At 61.2% G+C, this 15,525-nt stretch carries 11 protein-coding genes; 6 read left to right on the forward strand and 5 right to left on the reverse strand.

Translation table 11 applies throughout. The features are described from left to right. The first annotated feature begins 155 nt into the window (after positions 1-155). A complete protein-coding gene (gene miaA, locus FFA61_RS03110; protein ID WP_005961718.1) occupies positions 156-1,193 on the forward strand; it encodes a tRNA (adenosine(37)-N6)-dimethylallyltransferase MiaA in 1,038 nt (345 codons plus the stop codon). Positions 1,194-1,467: 274 nt separating this feature from the next. Here the strand turns inward: miaA and FFA61_RS03115 are convergent, their stop codons facing one another. After that, on the reverse strand, positions 1,468-2,085 hold the full coding sequence (locus FFA61_RS03115; protein WP_040313479.1) for a class I SAM-dependent methyltransferase: 618 nt from the start codon (positions 2,083-2,085) through the stop codon (positions 1,468-1,470). Between the two features lie 247 nt (positions 2,086-2,332). Between FFA61_RS03115 and hflX the strand changes: the two genes are divergently transcribed. The 3 genes from hflX (at position 2,333) to FFA61_RS03130 (ending at position 7,142) form a co-directional block, all read left to right on the forward strand. Further along, positions 2,333-3,994 (forward strand): GTPase HflX, encoded by a 1,662-nt coding sequence (hflX, locus tag FFA61_RS03120; RefSeq protein WP_005961714.1) that lies wholly within the window; start codon positions 2,333-2,335, stop codon positions 3,992-3,994. Further along, positions 3,987-5,960, forward strand: a complete 1,974-nt coding sequence (locus tag FFA61_RS03125; protein WP_005961712.1) for an ATP-dependent DNA helicase — start codon at positions 3,987-3,989, stop codon at positions 5,958-5,960. The genes hflX and FFA61_RS03125 overlap by 8 nt, the downstream gene beginning before the upstream one ends. Before the next feature lie 192 nt (positions 5,961-6,152). Then, positions 6,153-7,142: an L-lactate dehydrogenase gene (locus tag FFA61_RS03130; protein ID WP_005961710.1), complete on the forward strand. Its 990-nt coding sequence runs from the start codon at positions 6,153-6,155 to the stop codon at positions 7,140-7,142. A 219-nt stretch (positions 7,143-7,361) separates the two neighbouring features. On the opposite strand, the gene lexA is transcribed toward FFA61_RS03130, so the two are convergent. Then, positions 7,362-8,069 carry a transcriptional repressor LexA gene (gene lexA / locus FFA61_RS03135; protein ID WP_005961708.1) on the reverse strand — a complete coding sequence of 236 codons (708 nt, stop codon included), beginning with the start codon at positions 8,067-8,069 and terminating at the stop codon, positions 7,362-7,364. 188 nt (positions 8,070-8,257) lie between these two features. Between lexA and FFA61_RS03145 the strand changes: the two genes are divergently transcribed. Next, on the forward strand, positions 8,258-8,740 hold the full coding sequence (locus FFA61_RS03145) for a LysM peptidoglycan-binding domain-containing protein (RefSeq protein ID WP_040313478.1): 483 nt from the start codon (positions 8,258-8,260) through the stop codon (positions 8,738-8,740). Between the two features lie 69 nt (positions 8,741-8,809). Beyond that, positions 8,810-9,472, forward strand: a complete 663-nt coding sequence (gene nrdR, locus FFA61_RS03150) for a transcriptional regulator NrdR (RefSeq protein WP_040313476.1) — start codon at positions 8,810-8,812, stop codon at positions 9,470-9,472. A 157-nt stretch (positions 9,473-9,629) separates the two neighbouring features. Here the strand turns inward: nrdR and FFA61_RS03155 are convergent, their stop codons facing one another. The 3 genes from FFA61_RS03155 to FFA61_RS03170 form a co-directional block, all read right to left on the reverse strand. Then, positions 9,630-11,438 (reverse strand): long-chain-fatty-acid--CoA ligase, encoded by a 1,809-nt coding sequence (locus FFA61_RS03155; RefSeq protein WP_005961697.1) that lies wholly within the window; start codon positions 11,436-11,438, stop codon positions 9,630-9,632. Positions 11,439-11,544: 106 nt separating this feature from the next. Next, on the reverse strand, positions 11,545-12,750 hold the full coding sequence (gene serA, locus FFA61_RS03160) for a phosphoglycerate dehydrogenase (RefSeq protein ID WP_005961695.1): 1,206 nt from the start codon (positions 12,748-12,750) through the stop codon (positions 11,545-11,547). Between the two features lie 113 nt (positions 12,751-12,863). Continuing rightward, complete coding sequence (locus FFA61_RS03170; RefSeq protein WP_005961693.1) at positions 12,864-15,272, reverse strand: HelD family protein; 2,409 nt, start codon at positions 15,270-15,272, stop codon at positions 12,864-12,866. Positions 15,273-15,525: the final 253 nt, after the last annotated feature.

The raw sequence follows: 15,525 nt of genomic DNA on the forward strand, positions 1-15,525 counted from the left end.
CTCCCATGCGTTCGGCGTCGTCGAGGATGAGTCCACTCCCAGCCGCGCCCCTGACATGCGGGTAGTGCTCCTTCCGTACAATGACGGGGTGGTGTCCTGTTCACCGCAGACCGGCTCAGCCGTGCCAGCTCCTTCCGTACAATGACGGGGTGTCGATGACTGCGGATTTCACAGCCCCTTGTGCCCCTACGCTCCAGCGGCCGGGCGACTTCGTCATCGCCGTTGTCGGACCGACAGCCTCAGGAAAATCGGACTTGGCTCTCGACCTCGCTTCGGCACTGCCCGAGTTTCTCGAATCAGGGGCGGGGGAGATCGTTTCAGCAGATGCTTTCCAGCTCTACCGCGGCATGGACATCGGCACGGCGAAGACCCCTCTCGAGGAGCGGCGCGGCATCCCTCACCATCAGATCGACGTCCTCAATGTGAAAGAGGAGGCCTCCGTCACCCGCTATCAGCAAGCAGCCCGCGCCGACCTCGCTGATATTCGAGGACGAGGGGGTCTTAGCGTGGTCGCAGGCGGATCGGGCCTGTATCAAAGAGCTCTCCTTGATGTGATCGACTTTCCCGGAACCGATCCGCGTGTTCGCGCCGCCCTGGAGGCCGAGGCCGAGGGTCCTTCGGGGTCTCGCGGGCTCCATGCGCGTTTGGAGAGCCTCGATCCTGTATCGGCCAGCCGGATCGACCCGCGCAATACTCGGCGCATCATTCGGGCCCTGGAAGTCATCGAGTTGACGGGCCGCCCCTATTCCTCGCACATGCCTGAAAGACTCTTCCAGCGCCCCTCGATCATGCTGGCAATCCGCCATGATCTTGAGGTCCTCGACGAAAGGATCCGCATTCGGACTGCGCGAATGTTCACAGATGGCCTCATCGAGGAGACTCGTGAACTGATGAAAGAGGGCCTCGAGGAGGGCAGGACCGCTCGACGCGCCACGGGCTACGCGGAGGCGATCGCCGTCGTCAAGGGTGAGATGAACGAGGACGAGGCCCAGAACTGCGTTGAACTTGCGACCCGGCAATTGGCCCGCAGGCAGATCAAGTGGCTGCGCCCTGATCCGAGGGTGTTCTGGCTCGAGGCCGATGATCCAGCGCCTTTGAAGGATCGGGCGATCGCCCTCGTTCGTGAGGCTGTAGACGCTGCGATGGAGCGAGGGGCTGTGGAGATTGCCGAGGGGGATGCGAGGCAGGAATGAGCCTGCGGGCAACTGCGATGGGGCGTGAGGTTGAAGCCCCTGTCGACGGGGATATGAGTTGGGAATGAGCCTACGGGCCGCATACGGGAATCCCCAGATCATGCGGTAATCCTGCGTGCCGCAGGGCAATCCTTCGGGCCATAGCCCAAGCCTGCAGGCCGTGCATGGTCTTTCACCGACCGGTCGCTGTGCGGCTGGTCCTTCTGCCCCCGGTCCTCAGTGATTCAGGCCCCGGTCCTGAGTAATCCAGGCTCAGGCCCCGGCCTTGAGGGAATCAGGCCCCTGGGCGCACCTCAATGATGCGGAAGCCCTTCTTCGAGGCGATCTTACCCGCCGCATAGCCCTGGCCATTGAGCCAGGCGATCAGAGAATCCGCGCCGAGATTGCGCTGCACAACGAAATAGGCGACACCGCCGGGCGTAAGACGATCACACCACCGGCGCAGCAGGGCGTGCAGAGCCTCCTTACCGATGCGAATCGGAGGATTCGACCAGATGACATCGAAGCGAGCATCCTCGGCCTCGACAGCGGCGAGAGCATCCTCTTCGAGCATCGCACGAACATTCGGGCAACCATTGAGGGAGGCATTACGGGCAGTGAGATCAACGGCGCGCGAGTTCACGTCAACAGCCCACACCTCCGCTTCAGGAGAATCCTTCGCCATGGTCAAGGCGATCGGCCCCCAGCCGCAGCCGATATCAAGGAAACGGCCCGACTCTGGCAACTCCGGCGCCTCCGAAAGGAGCTGACGGGTGCCCAGATCAAGGCGAGACGCAGAGAAGATCTTCGCAGAGACGCGCATAGAGAACTCGTGGCCTCGCGCCTCGATGGTGATGGTGCGCAGATCGGAGTCGGCGGCCGGCACCTGATCGGAGAAATACTGTTCGCTCACAGGCACAAGCCTAACGGTACGAAGAGGCTTCTCCTTGCCTTCGCAAGGGGCTCTCGTCCTCAAATCTGACGATACAACGAGGCACTGGCCCCACAAGGAAGCAACACAGCGGGCCGTACACCTCGAAAGGAGCCGAAAAGGCCGCGTCCTCAAAAGGAAGTGTTGTGCTCAAAGTGGGGCGAACACACTCGGCTTCGCCAATATAGGCGTGACACACTGGAAGCCCACCTTGTGAGAAAGGACCTTGATGGACAAGCCCCTCGAAGAGCGCGAGCTGAACGACTCCCTAGACGAAGAGCGCGCACAGAGCATCGTCGCCCGCATCCTCGCCAGGCGCGGCACCGCTCTCGAATCGACCGAGGGACAAGACCACTCCTGGGATGCCGGGATGCTCGAAAGGGAAGCGAGAGCGGGAACCCGACGCATCCAGAGCCAGAGGAACGACCGCGAAGATATTTCCGAGGTCGAATACCGTCAGATCCGACTCGAACGCGTCGTCCTCGTGGGCTTGAGGACAACCCAAAGCGAAGAAGAAGTCGACACATCACTGAGAGAACTCGCCGCGCTCGCGGAAACGGCCGGCTCCCAGGTCCTTGACGCTGTCGTCCAAAAGCGCGTGAAACCAGATCCTGCGACCTACCTGGGCTCAGGCAAAGCGAAGGAACTCGCCGACATTGTGCGCTCCGTCGAAGCCGACACCGTGATCGTCGACGAGGAACTTACACCCTCTCAGCGTCGAGGCCTCGAAGATGTCATCGACGCGAAAGTCGTGGACCGGACCGCGCTGATCCTCGACATTTTTGCCCAACACGCCAAGTCCAGGGAGGGCAAAGCCCAAGTAGAACTCGCTCAACTTGAATACCTGCTACCGCGCCTTCGCGGCTGGGGCGAGTCGATGTCGCGCCAGGCCGGTGGCCGTGTCGCTGCGGGCGCAGGCATTGGTTCGAGAGGACCGGGCGAGACGAAGATCGAACTTGATCGCCGCCGCATCCGCACGCGCATGGCGAAGCTGCGTGAAGAGATCCGCAAAATGGAACCCGCCCGGCGCACTCAACGCCTCTCCCGGCGCCGCGGCGCAGTCCCCTCCGTCGCGATCCTCGGCTACACGAACGCAGGAAAGTCGACCCTCCTCAATCAGCTCACGGACGCTGGAGTCCTCGTCGAAGACGCCCTTTTCGCGACCCTCGACCCGACGGTGCGCCGCACTGAAACCGTAGATGGGCGCGCCTACACGCTCACCGACACCGTTGGCTTCGTCCGCAACCTTCCAACCCAGCTCGTCGAGGCCTTCCGCTCCACGCTTGAGGAAGTCGGGGAGGCCGATCTGCTCGTGCACGTCGTTGACGCCGCACACCCCGATCCCGTCGGCCAAGTGGAGGCCGTGCGCCTCGTCCTCGCCGATATTGAGGGAGCTTCGAGCATTCCCGAAATCATCGTCTTGAACAAGGCCGACCTCGCCTCGCCAGAGCACCTCGCTCTCGTCCGCACCTACTTCCCCGAAGCGGTCGTCGTGTCGGCGAACACGGGCCTTGGCATTGATGTGCTGCGCCACCGGATTGAGGAAGCCCTGCCGCGTCCGAGCCTGCTCATCGACTGCGTCATCCCCTATTCGCGCGGCGACCTCGTGCACACGATCCACGAGGAGGGCGAGGTCGAGCGCGAGGAGTACGTTTCGGAGGGGACGCGCGTCATCGCCCGCGTCAACGAGCGCCTCGGAGCACACATCAAGGAGGCGGGGATCGTCCTGATCGGCGTTGGGGGAGACTCTTTCGCGGGCGCGGGAAGTCTTGAGCAGGCCCTGTCCATCGGCGCGGGAAGCCTTGAGGGGACTATGCCCGACAAGAGGGAAGGCTTTGAAGGCGCTGTGCCTAAGAGGATGGAAAGCCCCAAGGGGAGTCTGGATGACTGAGGGTCCAGATCCGCTCGACATCCTCTCCCTCGTTGTCGAATCGATAGGAGGGAGTGCACGCCCCGGGCAAGTGGAAATGGTCCGTCGGATCGCCTCCGCCATCGAAGACGAGGGACAACTCCTCGTCCAAGCGGGAACGGGTACCGGCAAATCAATCGGATACCTCGTCCCCCTGCTCGCCCATTGCGTCACAACCGAGCAAAAAGCACTCGTCACGACCGCGACCCTCGCGCTTCAACGTCAAATCCTGTCCAAAGACGCCCCCAGAGTCGTGGAGGCCATCGCCGAGAAGACGGGAATCCGCCCGAAGGTCGCCGTCCTTAAAGGCTGGTCGAACTACCTGTGCCTGCATCGCGCGCAAGGCGGCTACCCCACTGAGGGCACCCTCTTCGAGGGAATAGAAACGAACACCGGGAAAGTGTCCGACCTGGGCACACAGGTGCTGAGACTGCGCGAATGGGCGTCAACAACCGACACCGGCGACCGCGATGAACTCGTACCAGGAGTCTCAGACAAAGCCTGGCGCCAGGTTTCAGTCTCAAAAAGGGAATGTCTGGGCAGTTCGTGTCCGCTGATCGAGGAGTGCTTCCCGAAGGTGGCTCGCGAGAAGGCCGGAGAGGCTGACCTCATCGTCACGAACCATTCACTCTTCGGCATCCACTGCACCGGCGAGGCCGAAATCCTGCCCGACTTCGGGCCGGTCGTCGTCGACGAGGCCCACGAGCTTTCCGAGCGCGTCCGCACGCAAGCCAGCCAACTCCTCTCACAGGGGATCGTCACGAGAATCGCCCGCACGATCCGCTCTCAAGCGAAAGTTGATGCCGAGGACCTCGAAAACGCCGGAACAGAACTCGCAGCGGTGCTCGCACCCCTCGAAGACGGGCTCATGCTCGAGCGTCCCGAAGCTCTCGCGGAGACGATGCGCCTCATCGACGACGCCGCCCGACGCGCCGCATCAGCAATCCAAGATTCTGGCGCCGAACAGGCCGGGAAAGTGCTGGCGCGCGCCGCCCTCGACGAGATCACGGGCTTCGTGGATACCTGGTCCCAGGACCCGAAACTGACGATCCTTTCCCTATCCCGTTCGGATCAGGGCTCGGGAGAACTCTTGTCGATCAGCCCCCTCGAAGTCGCGCCCCCACTGGGCCTCAAGGGATTCAGCGACAGGCCCGCGATTCTCACCTCCGCGACCCTTTCTCTGGGGGGTTCCTTCGACGCGATCGCACGCGAATGCGGATTCATGATGACTGAGAGGCCTTTCGAAGGTATCGACGTCGGAACCCCTTTCGCCCCTGAGAAACAGGCGATCATGTACATCGCGAAGCACCTGCCAGAGCCTGGCCCAGGAGGCCTCAGCCCTGAAGCAGGCAAGGAACTCGTTGAGCTCGCGAAAGCATCGGGCGGGGGAATGCTCGGCCTCTTCTCCTCCTGGAAGGCCGCCGAGCGCGCCGCCCAGCTTCTTAGGGAGCACACGGATTTAACAATCTACATGCAAGGGGATGAGACCCTGAGCGCCCTCGTTGATCGATTCCGTGAGGAAGAGGACTCCTGCCTCATCGGTACGCGCTCCTTGTGGCAGGGCGTGGATGTCGTCGGTGGGTCTTGTCGGCTCGTTGTGATTGACCGCATCCCCTTCCCTCATCTCAATGATGCGGTTGCGAAGGCTCGTTCAATCGATGCGGAGCGCAAGGGTTTTTCGGGCTTTCACACGGTGTCCTTGACGCAGGCGGCACTGCTCATGGCGCAGGGCGCGGGGCGTTTGCTCAGATCCGCCCAGGATCGGGGAGTGGTGGCGATCCTGGATCGTCGTGTGCTGACGAAAAGCTACGGCTCCTTCATCCGCCAGTCGATGCCGAAGATGTGGCCGACGACGGATCCGCAGCTCGTGCGCGCTGCTCTCAAACGTCTCGCAACATCACATGAGGCCGCCTCGGGTGGACAAAGGCGTGGGGGAGAAGAAGCGTAGAAGGACGAGGGCGTGAGGTTCCCGCTTCTTCTCTGAGTCTCGTCGAAGGCGGACAAGGTGGACGAAGGGCCCAGCGTGCGTACAGCGGAACTCACAATTCAGGTCCCCGTCGGGTTGCATTCGAAACTAGGTGGTGCATTACGGGGTGTGACCTGACACTATTGGTCCTGGGCCTTATGGAAGGAGCTAAGAGTGGCAGCGAACGCTAAGAGCCTGTACCCGTCCAAATCATCCGGTCGCCCTTCGAAGATCGCGATCGTCGGAGCTGGTGCCGTCGGCACTGCAGTCGCCTACGCCTGTGCGATGAGGGGCGACGCCCGTTCGATCGTCCTTCAAGACATCAACAAGGCGAAGGTCGAGGCCGAGGCACTCGACATCGCGCATGGTATTCAGTTCACCCCCTGCGGATCGGTCGAGGGCTCTGACGACGTGGAGATCGTCCGCGGCGCGGACCTCGTGATCGTCACCGCCGGTGCGAAGCAGAAGCCCGGGCAGTCGCGCCTGGAGCTCGCCGGTTCCACCGTCAACCTCATGAAGACGATCGTGCCGAACCTGCAGAACGTCGCACCCGATGCGCGCTTCATGTTCATCACGAATCCGGTCGATGTCGTGACCTACGTGGCCCTGAAGATCACGGGACTGCCACGCAACCAAGTTTTCGGTTCGGGCACAGTTCTTGACACTTCGCGTCTGCGTTACCTTGTTTCGAGGGAGACCGGAGTCGCGACGCAGAACATCCACGCCTACATCGCCGGCGAGCATGGTGACTCCGAGGTTGCCCTCTGGTCCTCTGCCGAGATCGGCAACGTGCCGCTTGAGCATTGGGGCCCCACCCTCGATGGTGGTCTTTTCGATGCGGCACTGCGCAACAGGATTGCCGAGGAGGTTGTTCGCTCCGCCTACAAGATCATTGACGGCAAGGGCGCAACGAACTACGCGATCGGCCTGTCGGCCTCGAATATCGCCGGCGCCGTGCTGCGCGATGAGAACCGTGTCCTCACGGTTTCGACCCTCCTTGAGGATTGGGAAGGCATCTCGGATGTCTGCATGGCTGCGCCGACGATTGTTGGCCGCGAGGGTGCGGGCCGGGTGCTCAACCCGCCGCTCACCTTGAAGGAGCGTGATGGCCTGACGGCTTCGGCAACGCGTCTGCGTCAGGTCGCACGGGACCTGGGCTTCTGATTCTCGCTGTGTAGAGTCTCGAAGTTGAGGAGATCTCGTCTCCTCTCCGACAACGATTGAGGGGCGGCACCTTAAGGTGCCGCCCCTCTCGTGTCTCCTCGTCCTCCTTCAGCGAGTAATCGGCAGCACCATCCTTTAAGACAAGGATCGTAGGACTTGCTTCTTAGACGAGTGAGCGCGGCACCCTCCTCTCAGGTGGGTGAGCGCAAGACAGTCGATTCAAACGAGAGAGCGCAGCACCGTGACGACCTTGCCGAGGATCGTTGCCTCATCACCGGGGATTGGCGCGTAGTCCTCATTGCAGGGCAGAAGCCAGATGTGACCGTCCTTTTTCGATAGAACCTTGACTGTCGCCTCGCCCTCGATCATTGCGGCCACGATCTCTCCTGGGGTGGCGCTACTTTGTGAGCGGACGACGACGAAGTCTCCGTCGAGGATGCCCGCGTCGATCATTGATTCACCTGAGACTTCGAGCATAAAAAGAGAGCCGTGGCCGGTCAGGCGGGTGGGCAGGTCGAAGACGTCCTCAATGTGCTGTTCGGCGGTGATCGGGGAGCCAGCGGCAATCCGGCCAACGAGGGGAACGCTGGAGCGTTCCTCGTCGACGTGAGCTGCGGGCAGATCGATCGTCACGACTCTCGCGCTGAGAGGTGATTCTGGGTGATCCTCCGTGGAGTCAGAGTCGACGCCGAGTTGAACTCGAGCGCTCTGAGAGAGCTCAAGGGCGCGGGGAAGGCCCGGGACCCTTTGCAAGTAGCCGGAGCGCTCCAGGGCGTCAAGGTGATGCTTCACGGTCGAGGGAGAGGCAAGGCCGACGCGGGCGGCGATCTCGCGGACTGAGGGAGGGAATCCGTGGGCTCGGACCTCTTCGTGGACGACGAGGAGGATCTGGCGTTGCCGCGGGCTCAGCGGGCTGGTCTCAGTCATGACGATTCCTGTCGATCGATGGGAGGACGCAAATGCCTATGGCCTCTGTTCCACTGATAGGGCCAGGCTATCGGAGCCTGGGGCGTGAATGAAACACATGTTCGAGAAAGTCTCGACTTTGCTCACTCATGCTGATATCGTACAGGTGTTCGACGAACAAGTGTTCGATTCGATCGGAGGGTATACCAATGAGTACTCAGAACTCGGCACTTCGCCTTGAACGGCGGCACCTTGTCTCTGTTCCGCCCATTTCAGGTGCGGATGTCGTTGAGATCAGCACGGCTCCTTCTGTTCGCCGTCGTCGCGAAGCCCTGCTCGCAGAAGATCCTGCGATGCATCGTCGTCCATGCGCATCCCGACTTGAGGGAGAGCGAGATGGGGCGTTGGGGGCGCCTTTCTCTTTGGCCTCTGTTGTGCGCTTTGCGCTTGGGCTCATGGCTGCTCTTGCTCTTGGGGTGGCGGGTGTGGGAATTGGAATGCTCTTGTCGCCCGGGGTGTACTCAGGTCCGACAGCCGTGCATGGTGTCGTCGCAGGTGAGTCCATCTGGTCGATCGCGCAAGGCGTGAACACGGATCGCCCCCTTGAGGATGTTGTCACGGACATTAGAGCTCTCAATGATGTTGAAGGGGCTCTCATGGTTGGCCAGCAGATCAAGGTCCCGATTCGTTGAGCCTTCTTCAAATGTGGAAGATGTTTCGGGTGTTACCACTGAGGTGTGTGAAGCGTGTAGCGTGAAGGGGTGCATTGCCCTTTCTGTCATAACCCGGACTCGCGTGTTGTCGATACGCGTATTGCGGACGATGGTGCCTCAATCCGTCGTCGACGGGCGTGCACCGTCTGCAAGAAGCGTTTTACAACCCTTGAAACTTCGACCTTTCAGGTGGTGAAACGCTCCGGAGTCGTTGAGTCCTTCTCGAGGAACAAAGTCGTTTCGGGTGTGAAGAAAGCGTGCCAGGGCAGGCCGGTCACAGATGACCAGCTCGCCCTTCTCGCCCAGCAGGTCGAAGAGAAACTGCGATCGTCTGGCGTTTCGAATGTCTCCTCCGATGAAGTCGGCAAGGCGATCTTGCCCTTTCTGCGTGATCTTGATGAGATCGCCTACCTGAGGTTCGCCTCCGTCTACCATGCCTTCAACAGCCTCGACGATTTTGAAGAAGCGATTGATGCCCTGCGTTCGCGCACACAGGACATTGACTCTCAGGATTCACATGAGGTGAAGTCATCGGGGGAAGGCGTGAAGGGGGAGGTTGGCGCGAAGAAGACCTCCAGCAAGGGAACTGGTGGAAAGACGCCTCCTGAGAAGAATGACACGGCGAAGAAAACAACGCCGAGTACGGGGGCCTCGAAGAGGCGGCGCTCGAGAAAAGCCAAGCCACAGGCCGAGACCCTCCTCGACGCCTAAACGCTTTCGGCCCGTTTTCCGGGCGAGGCATTTTCTATCTTTTGTGAAAAGGAAGAATCGGGGTTAGTGGCAGGAACGAGGAGGAACGTCCTCAGGCCCCAGCCCTGTCGTTTGGAAAGCCCTGGGCGGGCATTCTTCTGCTGCTCAGCATTTCCACTCACTCGCGGTTCTTCAAGCTACGAAGCTTCGCGGCAGCGCTCGCAGCCGCAGAATCGGCTGCGCTTCTCACCTGATCAGCGGCGCTGCGCATCTGATCGGCCGCATTCCGGACCTGACCGGCAGCGGTGAGTACAGAATCAGCGGTGTCGAGAATCTGCTCGCGGACCTTCTTACGCATGACTTTGCCCAGCTGAGAGCGCGGCAGCTCTGTCATGACGACAATCTGGCGGGGGAGAGCGTAGTGAGCGATCGACTTCTCCGCCCACTGGCGCACATCCGTCAAAGTGATCGAGGCGCCTGCTTCAAGGACAATCGCGGCTACCACATTCTCGCCCGCGCTTCCTGCGGGAAGGCCAATGACTGCGATATCGCGAACGCCCGGCATATCTCGAACGGCGTCTTCAACCTGGCTCGGGTACACATTGAAACCGGAGGCATTGATCATCTCTTTGCGACGATCAGCCATATGGATGAAGCCGTCCTGGACGCGCACGAGATCACCGGTACGCAACCAACCATTCCACAAGGCTTCTGCAGTCTCTTCGGGGCGCTCCCAGTAGCCGCTAAAAACTTGCGGGCCTTTCACAATCAATTCGCCGATCTCGCCCTCGGGAACATCCACTCCAGGATCCTCGGGATCAACAATCCGAACCTGAGTCGAGGGGAAGGGAATGCCCAAAGCGCCGGGGCGGCGAGAATCGGACAGGGGAGAGCCAAGGATAATCGGGGAGGCCTCAGTCATGCCATAGCCCTCGACCATGAGGCCACCGGTCGCCTCTTCCCAACGCTTCGCCAATTCCCCAGACAGGGGCATCGCTCCCGAAAGGGAGAAAGTCATTGAGCTCAGATCAACATCCATTGTCTCCGCTGTCTTGAGTAGGCGCTCATACATCGGGGGGACACCAAGGAAGAAGGTGCAGGGCAGGCGCTTTTGGCTCGTGAGGATCATCGTTGTATCGAACTTGGGGAACAACGCGACGCTTGCACCGAGGCGAAGCCCCGCAAAGAGCCCAATCGTGAAACCGAAAGCGTGGAACAAGGGCAGAACGCAGTAGAAGACTTCTGCGCCTTCGTGGAGGACAGGAACCCAGGCGATCGACTGGGCAATATTGGCGAGGATGTTGCGGTGCGTCAGGGCTGCACCCTTCGGAATGCCGGTCGTGCCACCAGTATGAATGAGGAGGGCAAGGTCGTCGGGGCTGACGGGGCGCTCGTTCAACCAGCGGGGTGATTGCATGACCTCGCGATCCCAGGACCGTGTCCACGTGGGGGGCTTGGCGGACAAAGCCGTGCGCTTTTCCTTCGCCGCCTTCACGGGCAGGCGCAGGAGGAACTGGGTGGCCCCCGGCATGGCACGTGTGAGGTCAACGGAGAAGACGGTCGCCTCGTCTTTGAGGAAAGCAAGTTTGTCGATGGACTTCTCCCAGGCGATGACGACTCGAGCACCGTGGGCTTCGAACTCTTTTTCAATTTCGAGGACGGGAGACAGGGGGTTGTGCTCGACGACGATACCCCCGAGAGTCATTGTCGCGAGGATCGCAATGACATGTTGGGGACAGTTCGGCATCATGAGGGCAACGCGATCGCCTGGGGCGACGCCCGCGCGGGCGAGCACTGATGCGGCGCGCCGGACGCGGTCAACGAGTTGCGCGTAGGTGATCGAGCGGGAGAAGAAGTCGAGAGCGACGCGCTGCGGGTATCGGCGTGCCACTTCCTCCACCATTTGCGGCAGCGTAAGTTCGGGGATTGAAACCTCGAGGGCAACGCCGGGCGCGTAGCCGCGTCGAAGATCGTCGGTGAGGGACACAGTGCCTCCGTTGATCGACTTTACCTACGGAACCGTAGGTTACTCTATGAAAAGCTGTCCTGGGATGAGCACGAGGGAAAGATCTCACCCCCAAGCCACGACACCTTCACAGGCGAGTCGTGATCAGACGGATCGTATCCTTCATGGAACGGATCTTCTCAATCGCTTCAACAGGCAACTCGGAGTTGATATCCGTGAGCACGTAGCCTGTTTGCCCCGCAGTTCCAAGGATTTGAGCACCGATGTTCGCGCCAGTCTGGGCGAAAGTGTTGTTGACGGTTGCGAGGACGCCGGGGGTGTTGCGATGGATGAGGGCAATCCGGTAGCGCGATTCCTCGGAAGCACTGAGCTGGAGGTTCGGCAGGTTCACAGACATATCAGTCGAGCCCGTGTTCTCATAGTCGGCGATCTTGCTCGCAACAAAACGACCGATGTCGTATTGAGCCTCTTCCGTAGAACCTCCGATGTGCGGAGTGAGGATCACATTGTCGAGTTTTGCCAGAGGAGAGGTAAAGGGGTCGCCGTTCTTATTGGGCTCTTCGGGGAAAACATCGACTGCCGCGCCGGCGAGATGACCTAAGACGAGGGCATCGTGGAGAGCATCGATATCGACGATGAAGCCGCGCGACAGGTTGATGAAGAGAGCTCCGGGTTTCATCATCGCGAACTCGCGGGCTCCGAAGAGATTAGCGTTGACGAGTTGGCCGTCAACGTGGACTGAAACGATATCCGCTTCACGCAGCACGGATTCCATCGTCGGCATTTGTGTGGCATTGCCGAGGGCGAGGCGCTCGGCGACGTCATAGAAGATGACATTGAGGCCCATCGCTTCCGCGAGCACGGAAAGCTGAGTGCCAATATTGCCATAGCCGATGATGCCGAGGGTGCGGCCTCGGACCTCGTGCGCGCCGTCAGCGGACTTGTCCCAGATGCCGCGGTGAAGACGCGAGTTCTTCACAGTGACGCGTCGACACAAGTCGATGATCTCGCCGATGGCCAGTTCGACCACGGAACGGGTGTTGGAGTAAGGGGCGTTGAACACGCAGATACCCAACTCGGTCGCCGCTTCCAGGTCGATTTGATTCGTTCCAATGCAGAAGGCGCCAATTGCTTTGAGCTGCGGGTTCGCTTCGAGCACTTCACGGGTGACGCTCGTCTTCGAACGCAGGCCGAGGTAGTCGACTCCTTGAAGAGCATGGATCAGTTCGGCCTCGTCGAGGGCTCCGGGGTTGCGAACGACCTCGATACCGTTCTTCACGAAAACTTCGTCGGCAGTCTTATGGGGATTTTCAAGGAGGAGTGCTCGCGTCATGATCGAAATGGTGCCAGAAAACTGGTGAGCACGGGAAACGCGTTTACCTTCTGAACATTCGGCTCGCCCCGAACATCGGGTTCACCATTCCTTAGGCTCGCGCCTCACCGGGCTTACCATTCCTCCATTCCCGCTGGGAGTTCTCCTTCATGAAGGACAGTCACATCGTGGGTGGCTCGCGTCAGGGCGACGAAGAGATCCCCTGGGCCGTCCTCGAGAAGTTCTGCGGGCTCAACGAGGATCACCGAGTCGAATTCGAGGCCCTTCGAGGCCGGAGCGGACAAGAGCGAGACTCGCGAGTCCAAGCCCCGACTTCCCGTCACATCCGCTCCCCACATCGAAGCGCGCTGAGAACCGACGATCACCGCGACGCGGCCTGAGCCTTCACCGGACTCGGCATCGAGACGTTCGAGGGCGAGGTTCACCGCCTGCTTCACCGCGCTCACGAGTCGCTCGTGAGTGTGAACGCTCTTGCGGCCAATCACAGGCTCATGGCCTGCTAAGGATTCGCCCCCTCGCAGGGTCTCGTCTTGCTGCTGGACCTCAGCCTTCGCCTCAGCTTCGCCCCCCGGGTGGGCCTTGCTTCCCGAACAGGCTTCACCTTTCGCCTCGGTTGGGCCCCCCGCTTCGCTCTCAGCTTTGACTCTGACAACTCGGTAGCAATCCTCGACATCTCGCACGGCCTTCATGGGGTGGACGACGGGCTCACCGGCCCGAGCCATCACCGACTCAGCGATAGCGGTCAAAGTCGCCGGGGTCCGGTAGGAGACGGAGAGCACGTACTCGCCCGAATAAGCGCGGCGAGCCGGTCCCAGGGCCTCGACCCAGGTATGGGGGCGATTCTTCCCGCGACGCTGATCAAGGTCTCCCACGATCGTCATCGAGCGGGAGGGACAGCGTCGAAGCAGTGCGCGCCACGCCATCGGCGACAGGTCCTGTGCCTCGTCGACGACGATGTGACCGTAGGCCCACTGGCGGTCAGCGGCCGCCTTCTCCGTCAGGGGGCTCCACTCGACCTCGGCTCTCGCAGATGCGGCGAGCTGGGCGGCGGTCACAATGCCCCCACCCAATCCTTGCCGATCAATTGCCTCCTGAGCTCGCTTGATCTCCTCTTTTGCGGTGGAGTCGCGACGACTCCTCCTCGAGTTCGGCATCGGACCGAGAAGCTCTTCGAGTTCATCGAGCAGCGGCACATCTGCCGGCGTCCATTCACCCCCATGCCGCTCGACAAGTTCCAGATCCGCATCCTTCAAGGGATGCTTCGCCGAGGCATTGAGAGCGCGGAGAAGCTGTGGCCTCGCATACAGGCGCGTGAGAAGAGTCTGAGCACCCGTGGGCATCCACGCCAGGTTGATCGCACGACGAGCATCAATGGAATCTCGAATCTCCGCAGTCCAGCTCGCAATGTCCTCTTCTTCGACTCGCCCGAGCCCTTCCGCGGCTTCGCTTGCGAGACGCTTGGCGAGCGTCTTCATAAGCTCGCGGGCGAAAATCTCTCGCGCCTCGTTGTGCGTCTTATGGGAGTTGCGCGCACGTTTGAAGGCCGCGTTCACGTCCTCGGGAAGAAGATCAACACTGCGGTTCCACACTTCAAGGCGCACAGGCTCGTCAATGAGTCTGGGAAGGGAACGGACCGCCTGGCGCAAAAGTCTGGACCAGCCGGAGCGTCCCTTCGCCTGCGCGACGGCGAAAGCTTCGCTGCCCCTCGCGCTGATCCCGGGAAGCAGGTCGCCAAGAGTCGTGGAAACAACGCCCGTCTCACCTAAGGAAGGCAGGACCTTTTCGATGTATTGGAGGAAAACCCGAGAAGGCCCGAGCAGAAGCACCCCGGAGCGCTCAAGACGCTCGCGCTGCGAGTAGAGAAGATAGGCGATGCGGTGCAGCGCCACAGCAGTCTTGCCGGTCCCCGGCCCGCCTTGAACGACGACTAGGCCATCGTCGGCTGCGCGAATGATTTGATCCTGTTCAGATTGGATCGTCGCCACAATGTCGCCCATTCGCCCATCGCGCGCCTTTGTGAGCGCGGACATGAGGGCCCCTTCTCCTTGAAGATCCAGGGCGCTCGCGGAGTGTGAATCGAGGAGCTCATCTTCGATTGCGGTGACGTTCCGCTTTTTCGTTGTGATGTGGCGGCGCCTGACGACCCCTCGTGGTTCGACAGCGGTCGCCTGGTAGAAGGGCATCGCGGCGGGGGCGCGCCAATCGATGAGAAGAGGGATGCCTTCCTCGGTGAGGAGTGAGAGCCTGCCGATATGGTGGACGAGCCCTTCTTTCGTATCGAGTCGGCCGAAGACGAGGCGTTCTTCGACCCCTTCGAGGCGGGCTGCCATATCTCCCAGGTGAGAGGAGATCGCGTCCCTTTCAGTCCAGCCCTGTGCGTTGCCGACGCCGTGCGTGGCATGAGCCTTCGCTTGGCCTTCACGGTAGGAGCGGCGCAATGCGTCGAGACGCGCGTAGGCGGCGTCAACGAATTCCTGCTCTGGGAGGGGAGGCCTCGAGTGCGTTGAGGGCTGCTCGGCCATGCGCGTCCTTTGCGGTCGGTGAAGAGGGGTAAACCATTGTGCCTCATGTGCAGCCGGAGGCTTCGCCAAGTCCACGGAGAAGAACCGGCCAGGTGTTCTCTTGTGTTCGTGGTGGCCCTCGCCCTCGTTTCGTGGTGTCTGGGGCGTCGTGCTGATGGTGTTCTTTCTTCTTTTTCGTGGTGCCCCCTCGTCCTTGCTCATGGTGCCAAGGCCTTGGCCCCAGTCCTTCTGTGGCTCGGCCCCGGCTTCTGCC

The sequence above is a fragment of the Schaalia cardiffensis F0333 genome, assembly GCF_005886435.1.
Classification (GTDB): Bacteria; Actinomycetota; Actinomycetes; order Actinomycetales; family Actinomycetaceae; genus Pauljensenia; species Pauljensenia cardiffensis.

Bases quoted from the DNA above. Each gene is read 5' to 3' on its own strand.
- miaA (WP_005961718.1), top strand. From the start codon at position 156: ATGACTGCGGATTTCACAGCCCCTTGTGCCCCTACGCTCCAGCGGCCG.
- hflX (WP_005961714.1), top strand. From the start codon at position 2,333: ATGGACAAGCCCCTCGAAGAGCGCGAGCTGAACGACTCCCTAGACGAA.
- FFA61_RS03125 (WP_005961712.1), top strand. From the start codon at position 3,987: ATGACTGAGGGTCCAGATCCGCTCGACATCCTCTCCCTCGTTGTCGAA.
- lexA (WP_005961708.1), bottom strand. From the start codon at position 8,069: ATGACTGAGACCAGCCCGCTGAGCCCGCGGCAACGCCAGATCCTCCTC.
- FFA61_RS03145 (WP_040313478.1), top strand. From the start codon at position 8,258: ATGAGTACTCAGAACTCGGCACTTCGCCTTGAACGGCGGCACCTTGTC.
- serA (WP_005961695.1), bottom strand. From the start codon at position 12,750: ATGACGCGAGCACTCCTCCTTGAAAATCCCCATAAGACTGCCGACGAA.
- FFA61_RS03170 (WP_005961693.1), bottom strand. From the start codon at position 15,272: ATGGCCGAGCAGCCCTCAACGCACTCGAGGCCTCCCCTCCCAGAGCAG.